9 protein-coding genes are annotated in these 18,343 nt (G+C 56.8%); 4 read left to right on the forward strand and 5 right to left on the reverse strand.

The window, feature by feature from the left end; all coding sequences use genetic code 11:
• Nucleotides 1–9 precede the first annotated feature (9 nt).
• The 3 genes from IEN85_RS22105 to IEN85_RS22115 all read left to right on the forward strand — a co-directional run bounded on the left by IEN85_RS22105 (nt 10) and on the right by IEN85_RS22115 (nt 5,770).
• Nucleotides 10–1,584 (forward strand): glycoside hydrolase family 5 protein, encoded by a 1,575-nt coding sequence (locus IEN85_RS22105; RefSeq protein WP_224772837.1) that lies wholly within the window; start codon nt 10–12, stop codon nt 1,582–1,584.
• Nucleotides 1,585–1,744: 160 nt separating this feature from the next.
• Nucleotides 1,745–3,766, forward strand: a complete 2,022-nt coding sequence (locus IEN85_RS22110; protein WP_191619290.1) for a DUF3857 domain-containing transglutaminase family protein — start codon at nt 1,745–1,747, stop codon at nt 3,764–3,766.
• Nucleotides 3,767–3,775: 9 nt separating this feature from the next.
• Entirely contained in the window at nt 3,776–5,770 is a 1,995-nt protein-coding gene (locus IEN85_RS22115; protein WP_191619291.1) for a DUF3857 domain-containing protein, read from the forward strand.
• Between the two features lie 278 nt (nt 5,771–6,048).
• On the opposite strand, the gene IEN85_RS22120 is transcribed toward IEN85_RS22115, so the two are convergent.
• Together IEN85_RS22120 and IEN85_RS22125 are read right to left on the reverse strand one after the other, a co-directional pair.
• On the reverse strand, nt 6,049–7,401 hold the full coding sequence (locus IEN85_RS22120) for a Gfo/Idh/MocA family protein (RefSeq protein ID WP_191619292.1): 1,353 nt from the start codon (nt 7,399–7,401) through the stop codon (nt 6,049–6,051).
• Between the two features lie 266 nt (nt 7,402–7,667).
• A complete protein-coding gene (locus IEN85_RS22125) occupies nt 7,668–8,339 on the reverse strand; it encodes a hypothetical protein (RefSeq protein ID WP_191619293.1) in 672 nt (223 codons plus the stop codon).
• Between the two features lie 830 nt (nt 8,340–9,169).
• Between IEN85_RS22125 and IEN85_RS22130 the strand changes: the two genes are divergently transcribed.
• Nucleotides 9,170–9,343: a DUF1328 family protein gene (locus tag IEN85_RS22130; protein ID WP_191619294.1), complete on the forward strand. Its 174-nt coding sequence runs from the start codon at nt 9,170–9,172 to the stop codon at nt 9,341–9,343.
• A 214-nt stretch (nt 9,344–9,557) separates the two neighbouring features.
• Here IEN85_RS22130 and IEN85_RS22135 read toward each other — a convergent pair whose 3' ends face one another.
• The 3 genes from IEN85_RS22135 to IEN85_RS22145 all read right to left on the reverse strand — a co-directional run bounded on the left by IEN85_RS22135 (nt 9,558) and on the right by IEN85_RS22145 (nt 18,332).
• A complete protein-coding gene (locus IEN85_RS22135) occupies nt 9,558–10,373 on the reverse strand; it encodes a hypothetical protein (protein ID WP_191619295.1) in 816 nt (271 codons plus the stop codon).
• Between the two features lie 140 nt (nt 10,374–10,513).
• Nucleotides 10,514–12,532, reverse strand: a complete 2,019-nt coding sequence (locus IEN85_RS22140) for a ShlB/FhaC/HecB family hemolysin secretion/activation protein (RefSeq protein ID WP_191619296.1) — start codon at nt 12,530–12,532, stop codon at nt 10,514–10,516.
• A gap of 19 nt (nt 12,533–12,551) precedes the next feature.
• Nucleotides 12,552–18,332 carry an MBG domain-containing protein gene (locus tag IEN85_RS22145; protein ID WP_224772839.1) on the reverse strand — a complete coding sequence of 1,927 codons (5,781 nt, stop codon included), beginning with the start codon at nt 18,330–18,332 and terminating at the stop codon, nt 12,552–12,554.
• Between the last annotated feature and the right edge of the window lie 11 nt (nt 18,333–18,343).

An 18,343-nucleotide genomic window follows, 5' to 3' on the forward strand; every position in this document is an offset into this window, starting at 1 on the left:
TACCCCAAAATGCTACCCCGCACCCCCACCCTACTCGCCCTCGCTGCTATCCTTTCCCTTGCTGCCAGCCTTTGGGCCCAAAGCGACGAATCGCCGTATCCAAACTACAATACGGATCCCATCGCTCCCGAATACGACGGCATGGAAAAGGTGGCCCCCCAGATCGCGGGTCAAATCCAAGCAGGCTGGAACCTCGGCAACACCATGGAAGCCACCTGGTGGGAAGGCGCCACCCCGGACCCCCTCACCGGCGAAACGATATGGGGAAATCCCATCGTCACCAAAGAGCTGATACAACTCGTGAAGCAAAGCGGATTCCAAGCCATCCGCATCCCCTGCAGCTGGAACCAGTATTCCGATCCCGCCACCGCGCAGATCGACCCCGTCTGGCTCGCCCGCGTCGAGGAAGTCGTGCGGTACTGCGTCGACGCCGACCTCTACATCCTGCTCAACATCCACTGGGACGGCGGCTGGCTGGAGCGAAACGTGACTCCTGAGCAAGAGGAAGCAGTTAACCACAAGCAACGCGCCTTCTGGCAACAGATCGCCACCCATTTCCGCGACTTCGACCAACGCCTGCTCTTCGCCAGCGCCAACGAGCCTCACGTCGAAACCGCCCAGCAAATGGACGTACTCGACCGCTACCACCAAACCTTCGTCGACACCGTCCGCGCCACCGGCGGCCGCAACGCCTGCCGCACCCTCGTCGTACAGGGCCCGATCACCGACATCGAGCGCACCGAGCAACTCATGGACCCCCTCCCCAGCGATACCGTGCCCAACCGCCTCATGGTCGAAGTCCACTACTACACCCCCTACAACTTCGCCCTCATGACCCAAGACGAAAGCTGGGGCAAACAATCCTACTACTGGGGAGCCAACTACCACTCCACCACCGACCCCACTCGCAACGCCACCTGGGGAGAAGAAGCCCTGCTCGACGACTTCTTCGGCCGTATGAAAAGCAAATTCGTCGACCACGGCATCCCCGTGCTGCTCGGCGAATTCGCCGCCATCCGCCGCAGCCACCTCACCGGCGACGACCTCGAACTCCACCTAGCCTCCCGTGCCTACTACCACAACTACGTTTCCGAAAAAGCCAACGAGCTCGGACTCATCCCCTTCTATTGGGACACCGGCACCCTCGGCAACCACGGCTCCGGCATCTTCGACCGAAGCGACAATACCGTATTCGATACTCAACTACTAGAAGCTCTCACCGAACTCGAAACCCCACAATACTGGGAGACCGAGGGTAAACGTTACGCCACCGACATCAACTCAGACGGGGATTGGGCCAGCGACCTCATGGAACAATTTCTCGGTAGCGACCCCGACGATAAAAACTCCATCCCTGATCGACCCCGCTTTCACCTGAACGCCAGCGCTCATGCCGTCTACACCCTCTACCGCTTCTCCAAAAACACTGGACAGCTAAAATTCGAATATTCGTCAGATCTCATCAATTGGTCCGATTTCGAAATGACCGTTTCGCAGGACTCCGAGACCGTCCTGGAACACATCTCCGCTTCCCCACTGCCGCAGGGCGAAGAGCGCTTCATCCGCCCCAAGCTCGTCCGCTAGGCTCCGCTGCCCCGAAGTAGCGGGAGCATCCTGCTTCCGCCACCGCGAGCTGAAACTCCCTTCACCCTACGAGAGCAAACAAGAGCTTGCGCCTAGTGGCTACTACGCATTTCGTATCGTAGATCGTAGCAATCCATCCTCTAACCCCAAATACCAAGTCATGTTTCCAAAGGTCTCTACCTATCTGTTTCGCTTCTCCCTCCCCCTATTCCTCACCCTCCTTCTTTCTCCCGCCGCGCGCGCCTATAACTGGGACGAGATTTCAGCCGAAGACCTCGCCGCCACCGAATGCGAACTCGATCCCAGCGCTCCAGCCGAAGTACTGTATAAGGAGATCATCTACGATTTGCTGGAAGGAGGAAGCTACCTGCCCCAGCGCATCATAAAATACCACCTACGCACCAAAATCTACGACCAAAGCGCCCTCGACCAAGCCCGCCGCACCAAGTTCTGGTACTACAACTACTACAAGGCCACCGGCATCCATGCCCGCGTCATCAAACCCGACGGCAGCTACATCGAGGTGGAGGACAAAGATATCGTCACCCAAACCGAGAGCCGCAAAAACGGCGACACCCTGCGCTCCACCACGATCTCCATTCCCCAAGTCGAGGTCGGAGACATCGTCGAGTACAAATATCGCAAGATAATGAACGAGAACTACTATATCCCCAAGGACGAGGTATCTTTTCAGGAAGAATGGCCCATCCGTCACCTCCACTTGAAAATGAAACCCTACGTCTATCGCGGTGACGGCTTCAAATGGGCCTCCAACCGCGCCGGCGCACCCATGGAGAAAGGCAAAGGTGGCTTCTACGAGATTACTCTAAAGAACCAGGACGCGTATCCAGAAGAGCCTTACCAAGCGCCTGACAGCGACGCCCGAGCCTGGTTCGCCTTCTACAATGTCACTTCTCTCCGTGACGGGGACGACTTTTGGAAAACCGAAGGAAAACGCCTCTACCGCGAAATGCTTTCCAATACCAAGGACGACAAAACGGTAAGCGAGAAAGCCAAGGAGCTGGCCGCTGGCAAGAAGACCCAAGAAGAAAAGCTGAAAGCCTTCTACGACTTCTGCCGCTCCCAGCTCATCAACTCCTACCACGGCGAGGCGGATCGCCTGACCAGCGACCAGCGAGACGACCTCAACGAGAAATGGTCCGCAAGCAAAACCCTTTCCAATGGCTTCGGCTACCCTCTCAATATCAATACCGTGTTCTGCGCCCTCGCGCGGGCCGAAGGCATCGACGCCCGCCTCGCGTTCTGCGCCGACCGTAGCCGCTACAACTTTACCGGCATGATGGAGCAGGTCGACATCGCCCTGCCCCATTCGCTGGTCGCCATCAAAAACGGCGATACCTGGACCTTTCACAACCCCGGTGCCAAATACATCCCATTCGGTCAGCTGGACTGGATACATGACAACGTCGGCGTTCTCGTCCCCGACAAGAAGGAGCTGATCCTCATCAAAACCCAAGCCGCCAAACCAGAGGACAACCAGGCTACAGCCCACGCAGACTTGACGCTCAGCGAAAACGGACACCTCTCCGGCACGCTTACCTTAACCGCAGACGGCAACCACGGGCTGACGTTCAAGCAAATCATGGATGAACGCTCCGAGAGCGAACGAAAGGAAGTCTTAAAGAAAGCCCTCAGCGAAATGTGGCCCAACGGAGAGTTCGAGGACATCGTGATCGAAAACGCGGACGACCCATTCAAGCAATTGAAGATCACCTGCCAAATCAGCCTGCCCAACTACGCCGAAGTCGTGGGAGACCGCCTCTTCTTCCAGCCAAACGTGGAGCAACGCTACGCCGAACCGGAATTCCCCAGCCCCGAGCGCAAAACACTCATATTCTTCGACTTCAAGTATCGGGAACAGTCCGAAATCGAAATCAAGCTCCCCGATGGCTACGCCCTCGAAGCGCCCAGCGCCCCTAGGCCTTTCGAGGTACAACATTTCATGAGCTACAGCCCTAAGCTCTCATTCAACAAAACTCAGAACAAGATCGTTTATCACCGCACCCTCGACTTCTCAGGCGACACCTACCCGCCGCAAGCGTACCCCATCATCAAAAAGAGCTTCGACGACCTTTTCGCTCAAGACCACCACTCCCTCACCCTGAAGAAAATCGAGGAAAGCGCCGCCCTAGAAGAAGAGCCCCCTTCGCCTCAAAGCTAAAGCGTATCCATGCAATCGCTACTGTTTAGAGCAACGATCCTGTTCGCTATTCTCGGCTTGGCCACCGCCGCTGGCGCGAAGCCAAAGCTGCCCGATTGGGTAAGGCAAGCCGTCGAGCTGCCGGAACCCCCGCGACGCGAAGGCGAGGAACCAACATTCGAAGTCCTGTGGGACGAGGCCTTCTACGAAGTGCTCGACAACGGAAGGGTCAAAAGAAACGTCCGCTACGCCATCCGCATCCTCGATCTGCAAGAACGCTGGCGGGCCAAGGCGAGCTGCTCCTACTACGCTTCTTCCGGAACCAAACCCAAGATCAACGCCTGGACGCTTCACAAAAACGGCGACGTATACAAATACAAGAAATCGGATGAAAAGGAGCGCAGCAACTCATTCTACCTCACCCTCGAGACCGAATCGCGTACCGTCACGGTCGATGGTTGGAACGAAACGCGCACCGGCGACGTATTCGCTTATGAATACACGACGACCGAATCCACCATCTTCACCCAATACTACTGGGGATTCCAGAGCACGGCTCCCGTGGCGCTCTCCCGCATCACCGTCGAAGCGCCTGAAGGGTGGAGCATTGAACAAACCTACTTCGATGCCTCCCCCACCAAAACGCGCTCGGGAAACTCCGTTACCTGGGAAGCCCAAAACATCCTCTCCAAAAAGTGGGAACCCCACAGCCCCAGCTCCGCCGCCCGCCGCGAGCACATGAGAATCGTCGTCACCCCACCGGAAAACCATCGCCTCCGCTTCTCCAGCCTCAAGTTCGAAACCTGGGAGGACCTCGCCGCCTTCCAAGTTGAAGTCTCCGACCCCATGGCCGTGCCCAACGAGGAGATCGTCGCCAAAGCCAAGGAACTCACCCAAGACGCCACCAGCGACTGGGAGAAGATTCAAGCCCTCGGCGAGTACGCCAAAGCCATCAACTACGAACACATCGCCCTCGAGCTCGGCAACGGCGGCGGCTACACGCCCCGCCCAGCCAGCGAAACCTTCCGCCTGGGCTGGGGCGACTGCAAGGACAAGTCCACCCTCCTGCGAGCCCTGCTCGAATCGGTCGGCATCGAATCCTACGTCGTTTCCCTCAACGCGACCGACAACGACTACGCCGACTCAAAACTGCCCGGCCCCTTCTATTTCAATCACTGCATCACCGCCGTGCAAGTCGACTCCGCCATCGACGCTCCCGCCGTCTACGAAGACGAGAACCTCGGCCGCCTTCTCTTCATCGACCCCACTTGGAACAACAGCCCCATCGGCGAGATTCCCTTCGAAGCTCAAGGCGGACTCGCCATCGTCGGCAAGCTGGCACCCCAGCCCCTGGTTCGACTCCCGCTCACCACTCCGGAAGAGAACAAGACCGAGCGAACCATTCTGGCAGAGCTCCTCGACAATGCCGGCCTCATGGGGCGAATCGAGACCACGCGCTACGGGCAATCCGCCGTCAGCGAACGCCGCAAGGTCAACAGCCTCAACCGCAAGGAATACCTCGAGTCCATCAACGATCGCTTCGCGGCCAACGGCAATCCCAGCCCTGTCATCAATGTCACCAAAGAGTCGGACGATCTTCTCGGAGACCGCAGCTACAAGACCACCATCGACTTTGGCTTCAAAGGCTACGCCAAGCAGATGCAAAACGTGCTCATGATCTTCAAGCCCGCCATCCTCGAGCGCATCGTAGACAATCCCTTCAGCGAAACGAAACGCAGCCTCCCCGTCCGCTTACGGGCTCGCATGCTGGAGGAGACCGCCAAGATCTACACGCCGCTCGGATACTCGCCGGACGAGTTCGTACCTGAAACCATCATCGAAACCGACTTTGGTAGTTACGTGACAACTACGCGTTTCGACGAAGCCGAAACCCAATTCGTTTTCACCCGCTCGTTTATACAAAACGACATGGTCGTCCCCGTGGAACGCTATGCCGAACTAAGGGATTTCTTCGCCGCAGTCGTTGACGCCGAACAGACGCCCATCGTCCTGGCCAAGAAATAGCACCGCTACAGCAGGAGTCGCAAAAGGTAGGGCGGTCTGGCCCAGACCGCCGTTCGGTAACGTAGCTTCGAGCCAACACGCGCCTTAATCTACCAGTGCGGCTGACTGGGCCAGTCAGCCCTACCAAAAAGCGCATCCCGAGTAGGATGCTCTCAGGTCGAGTGAACAGCAATCGTACCCTCGAGCAACTATCGTTTAGTTAGACGTGCCCGAAGCCTTGGCCAAATCCGACGCCCGCGGAGCGGCCGTTCCACCTGATGCGCTAGAACAAATGCTCCCTAGACAGCGTTAGGATCAGGGTGTATCCAATTTTCTCGATAGCGGCGGGACAGATGTTCCGTCGCTTGGGCGTCACCCGCAACAGAGCGTGTCCTAGGATCGTAGGCAATCGTCCGGCCAAGCTCCAAGGCCACATTTCCCAGGATGCAGCAAGCGCTGGAGATATGCCCTTCTTCAATATCGGAGGTAGGTCGAGTTCTCGTTTCGCGGGCCTGCAGGAAATCGAGGCAATGGCGATCCTGGTTGGCTCCCACCGCCGCATCGAAACGGGAAAAATCCACGTTCTCCAAGTCATTGCTCCTCGAAAGCAAGTGGCGCCCTTGCAAGCTCCGCGAACCCCGCTCCTGGAACGCATAGCTCATCGTCGTTAGATTCAAGGTTCCCTTTTCTCCGATGATGCGAGCTCCCCACTGGTCCGTCCAATGACGCTGGGGAATCGGCGACAGGCCCCAATGGCGATGCTCCCAACTCACATCCAAATCAGGGTAGTGAAAAACAGCATTCTGCGTATCCGAAATGTTAGAAGTCGCGTTCTTGTAAACAAATCGTCCGCCCGTGGAACTGACCGAACCGGGCCATCCCAACCGCATCACCGAGCGGACTAAATCAAAGATGTGAACCCCCATGTCCCCGATTGTTCCATTTCCGTACTCTTGAAACATACGCCAGCCACGGGACTCGATTTGCGGAACGTAAGGAACCTGCGGAGCGGGGCCCGCCCAAAGATCGTAGTCGAGGTGATCTGGCACCTCAACCGGACTCACTACATTTCCATTGCCGCCACCGTAAAAGAAACACTCTACCAGCCCGATTCGCCCCAACTTTTCTGTATCCAAATACTGCTCACGCACTTCATCAAATATCGGATCGTTGCGACGCTGCAGATTTACCTGAACCACGCGATCGTACTTGCGAGCCGCTGCGAGAATGGCCTCGCCCTCCATCACGTCTACACTGATCGGCTTTTCGAGAAAAACGTCCGCCCCTGCTTGCATGGCTGCGATCGCGGGCAATGCGTGCCAATGGTCCGGGGTACCTACAATCACGATATCGTGCTCAATCGAAGCCAGCATCTTTCGGTAGTCAGAAAACGTCGCGGGAGCGCGTCCTTGCCGCATCTTCACCGACTCCTGCGTCGCCGCCAGATTCCGTCGGTTGGGATCGCAGAGCGAGACGATCTCCAGTTGAGCGACCTTCGCCATCGAATCCATGTTAACGTTGCCGAACCAACCGCAACCAATGAGTCCCACCTTTGGCTTCCTCCCATCATTCACCACACTCCAAGCGCTTCGAGGGATGGCAGCGAGCGAACCCGCAGCCAGAACGTTAGAAATAAATGACCGCCGATTCATGGCAATAAACTCTCAGGATCGCTCCGCACAAGCCAGACATTTTCTCGAAGCTTCACTATCCCATAAGAGACCGCCAGAGCGGGCTGTACCGACCACGGGAGGTGATAAACAAGGCCAAAAAGCCCCGCCGAAACAATGAAATCAAAGAACCCGTACCGAACTTATAACTACGAAAAAGCTGCACGCGATAAACACGTGCAGCACATTAATACAAGAGCGTTCACTTGCCCTGCCTGGAAGACAGGGAGCAGGGAAGAAAGCTAAAGCTAGGAAGCTCGCTTAGACCGGAAGCTTCTCTTCCGGCTGTAAGCCGCAATTGCAAAGAGCCCGAAGCCCATCAAGGCCGCAGTCGTACCCCCTTCCGGAACGGTGTGGGTCGCAGCCACGTCACCGGAGAACGTGGACTCGATTGAGTTCTCCGCTAGATAGTCGATCGACAGATCCGAAGGCCCTTGAGCAAGCTCGAAGGAGAGCGACAGCGTCGCCACGCCAGACGAGGCCAACCACATCAAGTCCTCGTTGGTACCCGCATAGGCGAAATTGGAGAGGTTGGATGCCCCATTCATCACACCACCCGACAGAACTGTGCCGATCATGGAAAGGTCGAGGTCAGCAGTGAGCGTTTCACTGTTCTCGTCCCAGATGGTGAAGCTTCCCGGGCCGCCCGAGAGCGTAGTCGTATTACCCGTCCAAGGGTCGATAGTCCATATGCCTCCAATCGAGCCGAAGAGCCCTTTGGCGTCGCCGACTGCTCCATCGGAGTCGTTCACCTCAAAGACGTGTCCGTCCACGTTGGAAAAAAAGGATACTGTGGAGTCTCCCCCAAACGCGAGACCGCTATCGCCAGCGGACGATATGTCGATCACGATCGCATTCGCGGAAGCTGTGAGGAGGGCAGCGGCAGAGAGGGCTGCAAGAGTCTTATTCAACTTAGTCATATAATCTTTAGGTTTCTTGTTTGGTTAGAACCGTGTGAGATTTTCGCAGCGACCTTTTCATATACCGTGCCAACCATCCCGATGGTCGGCGAAAAACGGACCTCGCCCGAACACGCTTCACCTTTCCTCACGAAGCCCGACAACACCGATACATCCAATTTATGTATACATATTCTCCCCTGCGCGACCGCACCTAGACACCTTTCTTTCCCTCTGTTTCGGGCTGTTACAAGACGCGTATTTTACCCCGTTTTTCTTGTGAAAGATCGAACAGAAAAAAAATCCCCACCTCTACGAAACGTCTTTTCGAGCCTTCAATCATCGCCAACTGCAATAGCGATAGGGCAAAATGCACAATGCCGCTTGCCCTGCGAATAAAGGCGTAAATCCGAAGCCTCTCGAACTCCTAGGTTTTGAGCCCCGAGCCTAATTCCCATCGAGAATAGCGCGATCTAGAGAAGATCCAGAGCTCCGGATCCGTACCCACTTATTCCCTACATCGGACAATTATTCTCAATCTTGGAATCAGTTTCTCCTTCCACGACAATCCTCCTGGTGTCTGTGCGCTCGTTACCCTATTCTAGCAGGGGAAGCATCTGGATGGTTCAGTGACCCCTTCTAGCCCCCTCTATCTGGCGCGTTAACAGTGCGTCCTGCAGGTATTCAGTGCAATCTGCATCGTAAACAACAAGAGCAAGGAGAAGCTTCTCCCTAAAAACCTAGCGGGTACACGTACTAGTGAGCGGGCAGCACTGTTCCCGTATGCCTTTGGCACGATAACAGCAAAGAATGTGGTCCACTCAAAACAGAAACGTTCAACCACACCAACTATGTTATCTTGGACCATCACCTTTCTCATCATCGCGCTCATCGCTGGCCTGCTCGGCTTTACCGGAATAGCAGGCGCAGCCGCTGGAATCGCAAAAATCCTATTCTTCGTGTTCCTCGTCTTGCTGGTGATCGCTGCGGTCTCAAACGCAGTCAGAGGCAAAGCACCACGCTGAGGCAGCCTGTCTGCTCGCCCCACTAGCTAGGACGAAGTCGCCAGACTCGCAACCAGAACAATGCTCCAAACTTAAGGTCGCCTCGCAATTCGCCACCTCAATGCAATTTACGCAGGTGGTGCAACTTCTCCGTCGACGCATTTGATTCCGCCCCTGCCGCGTAGCCGTCTTCGGAGAAGCCGACCCACCCATCCAACGACCATGCAATCGCCCGCTACAGCTTACGCAAGCGGTAGAAGGTTTCGCCGCTTTCGGGGGCGGCTCGCTGGATGAGGAGCTGGGCTCCGTTGCCGACGATCTGAGCGCCGTCCTCCGTCCAAGTCGCCATATCCGAAGACGACTCGAGCTGGTACATGGCGTCCGCCACCGTTTGGAAGTACAAGGTGATATTATCTCCGTCCACTCCCACGGTGACCGGCTCCAGCAACTCGTCGGTCGCCACCGGCAAAATCTGGTAGGCATGCAGCTTGAAGGAGGTATCCCCCACTGCTGCTTCGAAGACGTATAGCACGCCGGGAGAGCGAGCCTTCTCTGACATCCAGGAGGTATCGGCGCTGGTGAAAGTGCCAATCGTTTGATCCGTAAAGGCGTCCTCCTCACGATAGAGCGAGTGCAGTTCGTCACCATTCACTGAATACACGAGGTGGTCGCGACGGAATACCATGGGCAACAAGCGTTCGCTTTCCCAAGTCGGGCTCATGTAAGCGGGAGCCGGGTTGTCGGTATCGTCCTGGTCCTTATCGAACCAGAAGAGGCGCTGCTCGGAGTTGTTCTCGCTAAGTCCAGTAACCACCGTGAAGGCGATGCTGCCGGAAGAGCTGACCGTGGAATTGAGGCCGACGTTGAGAATTTCCCGGGCGTCCACCGGATCGGGATTAATGGCGCTCGAATCGTAGGTCCATAGGTGCGTGAGGTAGGGGGCCGCGCTGAGGCTGCCGAGGCCTCCGCAAAGCGAGCCGAGAACGAGAACCTTGCACGCTTTCCGCCAAAGACCGCCCCTTGTAGGGCTGGCGCTTGCGCCACGCCGCATTGCAGGTGCCAGGTTTCGAAGGGACTCGCGGCACGTCGCAAGCGACGGCCCTACGGCATCAACTTTGATCACGGTTCGCGAGAGACGAGACAAGAAGTCGAAACGATTGCGGAGATGACGAGTGAGTAAATGCATGGCGACTAGTAGTTGAGGTCGATGGAGAAGTAGAATTGATCGTCCCCGCTCTCGACGGGCTGGGAGGAGGCGTTCACGTCTAGCAGAGCCCGGGCGTACTCGAGGCTGAAGTTGATTTGTCGGCTGGCCTTTCCGTAGAGTCCCAATCCCACGGACCAAAGTTCCGCGTCGGACTCGAAGAATAGCTTGTCGTAGTTGGAAATGCCGCCCACGTCGGTGAAGAAACCGAGAGCCAAGTCCAACGGCGGGATGTCACCTTCGAAGCGGGGCTTCCAATGGCGCTTCTGATCCGCCTCGTCCACTGGTTCGCCGAGGCGATTCAGGTGCAAGCGATAGTCGAACTGGCCAAAGATCATGCTGTCGCCGGAGGCGCTGGCCACCGGATAGCCGCGCACGGTAGAATGCCCACCCAGCACGCTCAGGTAGGTGGCCGGCAGGCGATCGCCTTGCAGGTTGGTCTTGGCAGAGGCGGTGGCAGTGAACTCGTGGGCGCGGCGCCTCTTGGTTCCCCAGAGGGAATCGAGATAGAGACGCGTGCCAGCGTAGAGCGATCCGATCACGTAGTCGGACTCGGCATAGAGACGGCCCATGCGAGCGAGCTCGATGTCGTTGGCATCGGTGGATCCCGCTTCGATCTTCCCGCCGAGCATCCAAGACTTGTCTACCTGCGACTTGCTCAGCTGCATACCGGCAAAGTAGTTCTCGAAATCTACCGTCTGCACCGGAATGCCCAAGGAGGAGTGGTCTTGCTGGGCCTTGGTGTACTGGCCGCCGGCCGACAAATCCCAATAGATCCCGTCGCGCGTCCAGAGCGTACGTTCGAAGGCAGCGGAGGCGCTGGCGCTCTTGCCCTTGTATTCAAAAAGCTGAACACCGATGTCGCCGGAATTGTACTCCGAGTAGTAGCCACTGAAGCGAAGGCGGTTGCGAGCTACTTCGTCGAGCGGGAACAGGTACTCGCCGCGCACGAAGAGACTGTCGTCATCGTCGTTTTCGCTGTAGGTGGCGGCGAGCTCGACCTTGTCGGCGGAGGTGAGAATGCGATTCAGATTTCCTCTGACGGTGTGGCGATGCTCGCCGGTGCGCTCGGATCCGTAGTTGTCTAGCGTATACTCGATTCCCGCGCGCTCGCCGGTCTTGACCCGGTACTCCATTTCCAGATCTCCCGCGGCGTTGCGCATGAGAACAGGCTGCACATAGTCAGGCGAGAAACGGTTGAGCTGTCCGAGCGTCGTATCCAACTTCTTGCCGTCGATGGTATCGTTCTCTTCCAGAGGAGCCGCCTTGAGGATGCGCTGCTTCACTCGAGCCGACACTTCCTTTTCGGGATTCATGGCGACTACGCGGCTGGAGGCGAGCTGGCCTTCGGAAACGGAGATGAGCAGGTTGCCGCCCCCTTGCGAGGACTCGTAGGAGCTGCGGGTCACGTCGGAACGAACCGCCAATTGCCCTTCGTCCTGGTAGTAGCGACTTAGCTCGTTGAGAATCGCCTCGATGGCCGAAGGCGAAAGGTACTCCGGCATGATCTTGTCCAAGGTGATGGGAATGCCGTTGGGGTCCGGCACATACTGTCCCTTCTTGAGAGCAAGCGGCACGCTGATGTGCATCAGCTCGGAAACAGGAATGGCCCGGTTGCCAATGATTTGGATGGAAGAGGATTTTTGGTGGATGGTCCGCTCGGTGACGTGGATGACCAGATCCGCGCCTGATTGGGCCGCCTTATAAGCCTTGCTGGTCACGTCGGCTCTGGCTCCGCCAAACCCTTCCGCATTGTAGTAGGCGGTGACGGCTCGCAGGATCGCGTTGACCGCGTCTTCCGAAAGGTACTCGGGCATCATCTTGTCCAGCGAGATGGGCACGCCTTGCGGATCAAGGACGAAGGCACCCTTCTCTTGACCAAGCGGAACGCGGATGGCCAAGAGGTCGGCCGTGTCGATGGAGGAATTGCCTTCGAAGCGGATGCTGGCCGCTGTCGCAGCTACGCTTGCGCCGAGGAAACAAAGGGATGTGAGAAATTTTCGCATGATCGATACGGTCTGAATTCTAGTACTGCTGCTTCGCATCTGCGATAAGGTATTCAAGTAGTTCCTCGCTTATAACTTCGGCCCCTTCAGCCTCGCTCAATCGCCGGAGCAAGCGTTCCTGCTCCTCGCGACTTAAGCTCTGCCAAATGGAACGTGCCACCAACTCGGGGATGCCATTGCCGGACAAGGCAGGCACATCTTCCTTCAAGCGAACCCATGGACGACCGCCAAAGAAGAAGTCTCGGCCCGCCGGGAAGAGCTCTCCTGGCGTGATCGCGGGTGCGGGGAAGTTTTTCACCTCCAAGTTTCCTGGAATAAACGTGATGTCGTAGTTCGCCGCATTGAAGCCGTTCACCCCTTGAGCAGCGCTGGCGTCCAAGGCATTTGGATACCAGCCGGGCAAGGCTCGGGCCCCTGGGTTACCCACTGGCAAGAAGGTCACGGTGCTCACCCGCTCGCCATTCGGCAAAGTCGCTCCACCGCTCAGCGGATCAAACACGGTGAAGGCGGTACGGTCGAGGTCCCACGTTTCGCTGAAGAAACGGGACTGGTCGAGCAAGTCGATAGTCAGCTGCCGAAGATTCACGGTGAAGTCTCCGGCGCCGTAGCTAATGTCGTAGTTGCTGGCCAAGAAGCCGTTGGAGCCACTCTGGCCCGTGATGGAGAGGTCGCCGCTGTAGACCCCCGCGTTCGTTGTGGTGGCTCGCACGCCAGCGGAGCTCACGATGTCCACCGAATCGATGGTCTCTCCATTAGGCAGGCTCGAGCCTCCGTAAGTGTCTTCCAAGGTAAAGGCAGCGGTATCAAAGACGATGCTTTCCCCGTAGATCTTATCCTGCGGATTGGCAGTCAGGCTGATAGGGCGCTTGTTGATGCGCATGTCGCCCGCGACGTAGGTGAAATTGTAGTTGCTGGCGAGGTAGCCGTTCGATCCGCTCTGATCGGTGATGACGAGGTCTCCAGCGTAGAGTCCCACGTTCGCGGTCGTATCCGTATCCAAACTTCCAGTACTATTGAGAACGACCGTGTCGATCATTTCCCCGTTCGGCAAATCGCCGCCATCGAGGTCCAAAACCGTGAACGCAGTCTCGTCCAAGTCGAGCGTATCCCCATAGAGTCGAGCCTGCTCGGAGGCGACGAGCGTTACTTCGCGCGGACGCACTTCCAGCGCTCCCGTAATATAGGTTATGTCGTAATTGCTCTCCGCGAAACCGTTCCTGGAATCCGTGATTCCAGTGATGGAGATATCCCCAGCGTAAACTCCAGCGTTCGCCGTAGTGCTCGCGTCGATACCGCCAATACTGACAAGCGACACCTCATCTATCATCTCACCGTTGGGTAATGCGCTCGTCGCGGTAATCGTATCGAAGACATTAAACGCGGTGCCATCGAGATCTAACACTTCCCCGTACTGCTTGGACTGTTGGCTGGCAAGGACGGTAATGGGGCGCGGATCTATTCGGTAATCACCGCTAACGAAGGAGATCGCGTAGTTTGCGAGCTTGAAGCCGGAGGCTCCATTTACGCCGGTAGGCAAGATCGCGTCAACCGTCGTTCCAGCAGGCGAGGTCGTGCTCAAGCCGAGGTCTGTACCAAAGGCAAAGGTTAGGATCGCGCTGACGATCTCTTCGCCGTGCGGCAAGAGGGAGTCACCGTCCTTGTCGGTAATGCTGATCACCGTCGGATCGAGCGTCTCCACTTCACCATAGATCTTGCTTTGTTCCAATGCGGTTACCGTGACGGGACGCGCATCGATGACAAAATCGCCTTCAACGTAAGTGATATCGTAGTTGCTTGCCGCAAAACCGTTGGAACCACTTTGTCCCGTTATACTCAAATCGTCCACATAGGTCCCGACATCCAAGTCGGTTGTCGTCTGCACGCTATTGGCACTGGCGAGGGTAACCGTATCGATCGTCTCGCCGTTCGGCAAGGCGCCTCCGTCAAGGTCTTCCAAGGTAAAGGCGGTGTCGTCCAAGGTTATGGTATCGCCGTAGTGTCGCGATTGCTGGTTCGCGGTGAGGGTGATCTGGCGCGGGTCGATTCTCATATCACCCGTTACAAAGGTGACATCGTAGTTCGACACCTGAAACCCGTTGCTACTGGTATCCACCGCAGAAATCACAAGGTCATCCGTATAGGTTCCAACATTTGCCGTAGTGCTAGCATCGATACCACCCGCGCTGCTGATTGCGACCGTGTCGATAGTTTCCCCGTTCGGCAAGTCGCCGGTGCTGGTCAGAGCGTCGAGCAAAGTGAAGGCGCTTGTATCCAAATCAAGCGTCTGCCCGTATTGCTTGAATTGCTCGTTGGCCGAAACGGAAATGGGACGCGGGTCGATCCGGAAGTCTCCGTTGACAAAGGTAATCTCGTAGTTGGAGACCTTGAAACCCGAATCACCACTCACTGCAGTGGGTCGTAGGGCGCTGGTTGTAGTGCCGACTGCTTCCGTGGTGCTCGCTCCTAAATCCGTACCAAACTCGTATACAAGGGTAGCGCTCACGATCTGCTCGCCATGCGGCAAGTTCGAATCGCCGTCCTTATCGGTTACGCCAATCGCTGTCGGATCGAGGCTTACGACTTCGCCGTAACGTTTGCTTTGCTCCAAAGCGGTCACCGTGATCGGGCGAGCATTCACGATAAAGTCTCCCGCAACGTAGCTGATATCGTAGTTCGTCGCCGAAAATCCATTCGAGCCGCTCTGGCCGGTAATCGTCAAATCGTCGGAGTAACGGCCAACATCCAGATCCGTCGTCACATCTGCAGCGTTGGCGCTGGCCAAGGTAACTGAATCGATAGACTCGCCATTGGGCAGGCTCCCGCCGTCAAGATCCTCCAACGTGAACTCTGTCCCCAGCAAGACGCTGCTGTCCCCGTAGAGGCGCGCTTGGTCGTTCGCGGTAAGCGTTATCTGACGTGGGTCGATCGTCAGGTCTCCCGTTACGAAAGTGACATCGTAATTAGATAGGTTGAATCCGTTGCTGCTTGTGGCGACTCCGTTGATCTTAAGTTCGTCAGAGTAGGTTCCTACATTTGACGTAGTGCTGCTATCGATACCCGTGAGGCTGGCGATGCTCACGGTATCGATCGACTCGAAGTTAGGCAACGAAGTTCCGGAAGTCAGGTCATCGAGCAAGGTGAAGTCGGCCGTGTCGAGCGTTAGGGTCTGCCCATATTGCTTGAATTGCTCATTGGCCGTGACCGTGATGGGGCGAGCGTCGATACGGAAATCGCCGTTGGCGAAAGTGATGTCATAGTTGTTAACGTCGAAGCCAGAGGCTCCCGTAACGCTCGTCGGCTCGATGACGTTGTTGGTGGTGCCAACAGGTGAAATGGTACTCGCTCCGAGGTCAGGGCCAAAAGCGTATGTCATGCCGGCGCTCACGATCTGTTCGCCGTGCGGCAGGATGGAGTCGCCGTCCTTGTCGGTAATGGCGATCGCCGTTCCATCCAGAGCGATCACTTGCCCGTAGAACTTGTTCTGTTCGGTGGCAGTAACCGTGACAGGCCTTACCAAAATTTCCAAGTCACCGGCGACTGCAGTCAACTCGTAGTTGTTCGCGTCAAAGCCGCCGGTACCGCTGAGAGCGCCCACCGTGACTTCATCCGCATAGACGCCCACATCCGTATCCGTAGTGGTCGCGTAGGAATTGGCGCTGTCGAGCACTACGGTCGTTAGCACCTCCCCGTTCGGCAAGGTCGTGTCCCCGCCGCCATCATAGCTATCGATATAAGTAAACTCAGAGGTGCCCAAAGCAAGCGAGTCACCATAGATGCGGGAACGATCGTTCGCGGTGACTTGAATTGGCCGCTTATCGATCGTGAAGGTACCAGGAGTGACATCGAAAGTGTATCCATTCAAGCTGACAAACCCTGTGATATTCAGATCCGAATAGGCGCCGGCAGCTGCAGTGGTGGGCGAACCGGCAGTCGAGTAGCTGATCGAAGCATCGTCCACCGTATTGGCTGCCGTATCTTGAGTGAACACGTTTCCGTAATCGGATGCGTCTACGATCGTATTCGGGTCAATAACATACCCCTGATAGGACAGGCTCGCCGGCGCTTCGCCGTAGGTTTTGGAATCGTCGTTAACCGTAATGCCAAGCTCCGGTGCTGCCGCGAAATGGTACTCGTTTTTGGTGATAGCGGAGGTAGCCGTGCCAGCGCTGCCATAGACCGCCTTGTTGCCGCTGGAGAGCCCTCCATAAACGTGGCTCTGAGTCTCCCAATGCGGCAAGACCATTTGCCAGAAACCGGTGCCAGCGAGATTGATGGCTCCCGCCCCAATATTGTTTACCAAGCGATTGGCGCTTAGCTTCGCATTGGTATCGCCATAGAGCGAAATTGCCCCGGATCCATTGAAGGTCAGCTCGCCGCCTGCCGTCACCTCGATGCTGGCCCCTGCCCCGACATTTCCGGTAAGCACCTGGTCGTTCAAAGTGACGTCGTTGGCCGCGTTCATGAAGATGCTACCGTCACCATTATCGAGTAGGGCGTTGATAATGATGTCATTGTCCGCGTTCAGAGTGATGGAGCCCACATCCGTGAATCCAAAATTGTCGATGGAGCTCGCCAAGGTGATATTGCCCTCGTCCGCGCCGCCGGAGGCGGTCGTAACAGTAACGTCCGTTCCCGCTTGCAACTGGGTTTCGTAGTTGCTGGCCGCAGTGGCGTCGATGGTTACGTTGGTCGGGTCGATCAAAAGGCTACCGCCACGGCCCAAGCGCAGGTTGTCGGTTCCGGTGAGAGCGTCCAGTACAGCGCCCGACACTTCCGCAAATCCGCCTTTGCCCGAGCCCGAACCCAAAGCGGAGACTTGCCCTTTCAGGGTCGTCAGGCCTTTTGAATACAAAACGACGTGGCCACCCTCGCCTTCCGAAACCGCAGAGGCGTCGATACGGGCGGTTTCCGTGACTTCCAGCGAAGACGCGACTGGAGCGCCTGCACCACCCATGTCTGTACCACCAATTTCAATACGTCCCGCCGCGCTATCGCTACGAGCGAGAACTTCGCCGCTCACTTCAATGCGACCACCGTCCGCGTATAGTTTCGCCGACTCCTTGGCGCTCACCTTTCCGCTATGAGAAAGCGCAACGGAATAAGCGTCCCCCGAGGAAAACAACACCTCGTCGCCCGCGACCGTCCCCTCGTTTTGGATGGCAATGCCCTCAGCCACATTGGCTGCTTCGGAACTGAGCTCAACCGCAAGGGAGCTTCCATTGGCCCTCAGCATCACCTTGTCGCCCGCAGCCAGAATAGAAACGCCCGACTTGGAGACGATATCCCCTGTATTCAAAATTTGCTGAGCGAACAGGCCAACCGTGTTCAAGGCTTCGATCGAACCGTAATTGGCGATTTCGCCCGTCAGGTCGAAGTCAAGCTTGCCCGATAGGAAATCTTCGTTTTGCAGCTGGCCCGCAATTGCCATGAAGGTGTCCATGCGCACCACGCTGTCAGGCCCAAAGGTGACGCCCGCTGGATTGACGAAAAAGACCTGCCCATTGCCCGTGACGTTTCCATTGAGAAAAGAAGGGTCCGCCCCAGTGACGCGGTTCAGAATGGCAGCCTGTTCGCTTGGCAGGTTGAAGTGCACGCTACCACCTTCCATCAAATCGAAGCGGAAATAGTCGACGATCGCCTTGTCCGTAAACTGGCTGATTTGGGCGTGGTCGGACTGAAGGCCTTCGAACGTTACCTGACCGGCGATCACCTCCGGTTGCTCGATGGCCACCGGGCCTGCCGCTAGGGGCGATGCGATTGCGAGCGACAGGAATGCAGCGAGAGATAATTCTGTCTTCATGGTGTTCAATG

The sequence above is a fragment of the Pelagicoccus enzymogenes genome (genome assembly GCF_014803405.1).
Lineage (GTDB): Bacteria > Verrucomicrobiota > Verrucomicrobiia > Opitutales > Opitutaceae > Pelagicoccus > Pelagicoccus enzymogenes.

What these genes read in the sequence shown, in the direction of transcription:
- IEN85_RS22120 (WP_191619292.1), bottom strand. Translation starts at nt 7,401, where the DNA reads ATGAATCGGCGGTCATTTATTTCTAACGTTCTGGCTGCGGGTTCGCTC.
- IEN85_RS22125 (WP_191619293.1), bottom strand. Translation starts at nt 8,339, where the DNA reads ATGACTAAGTTGAATAAGACTCTTGCAGCCCTCTCTGCCGCTGCCCTC.
- IEN85_RS22140 (WP_191619296.1), bottom strand. Translation starts at nt 12,532, where the DNA reads ATGCGAAAATTTCTCACATCCCTTTGTTTCCTCGGCGCAAGCGTAGCT.
- IEN85_RS22110 (WP_191619290.1), top strand. Translation starts at nt 1,745, where the DNA reads ATGTTTCCAAAGGTCTCTACCTATCTGTTTCGCTTCTCCCTCCCCCTA.
- IEN85_RS22145 (WP_224772839.1), bottom strand. Translation starts at nt 18,332, where the DNA reads ATGAAGACAGAATTATCTCTCGCTGCATTCCTGTCGCTCGCAATCGCA.
- IEN85_RS22135 (WP_191619295.1), bottom strand. Translation starts at nt 10,373, where the DNA reads ATGCGGCGTGGCGCAAGCGCCAGCCCTACAAGGGGCGGTCTTTGGCGG.
- IEN85_RS22130 (WP_191619294.1), top strand. Translation starts at nt 9,170, where the DNA reads ATGTTATCTTGGACCATCACCTTTCTCATCATCGCGCTCATCGCTGGC.
- IEN85_RS22115 (WP_191619291.1), top strand. Translation starts at nt 3,776, where the DNA reads ATGCAATCGCTACTGTTTAGAGCAACGATCCTGTTCGCTATTCTCGGC.
- IEN85_RS22105 (WP_224772837.1), top strand. Translation starts at nt 10, where the DNA reads ATGCTACCCCGCACCCCCACCCTACTCGCCCTCGCTGCTATCCTTTCC.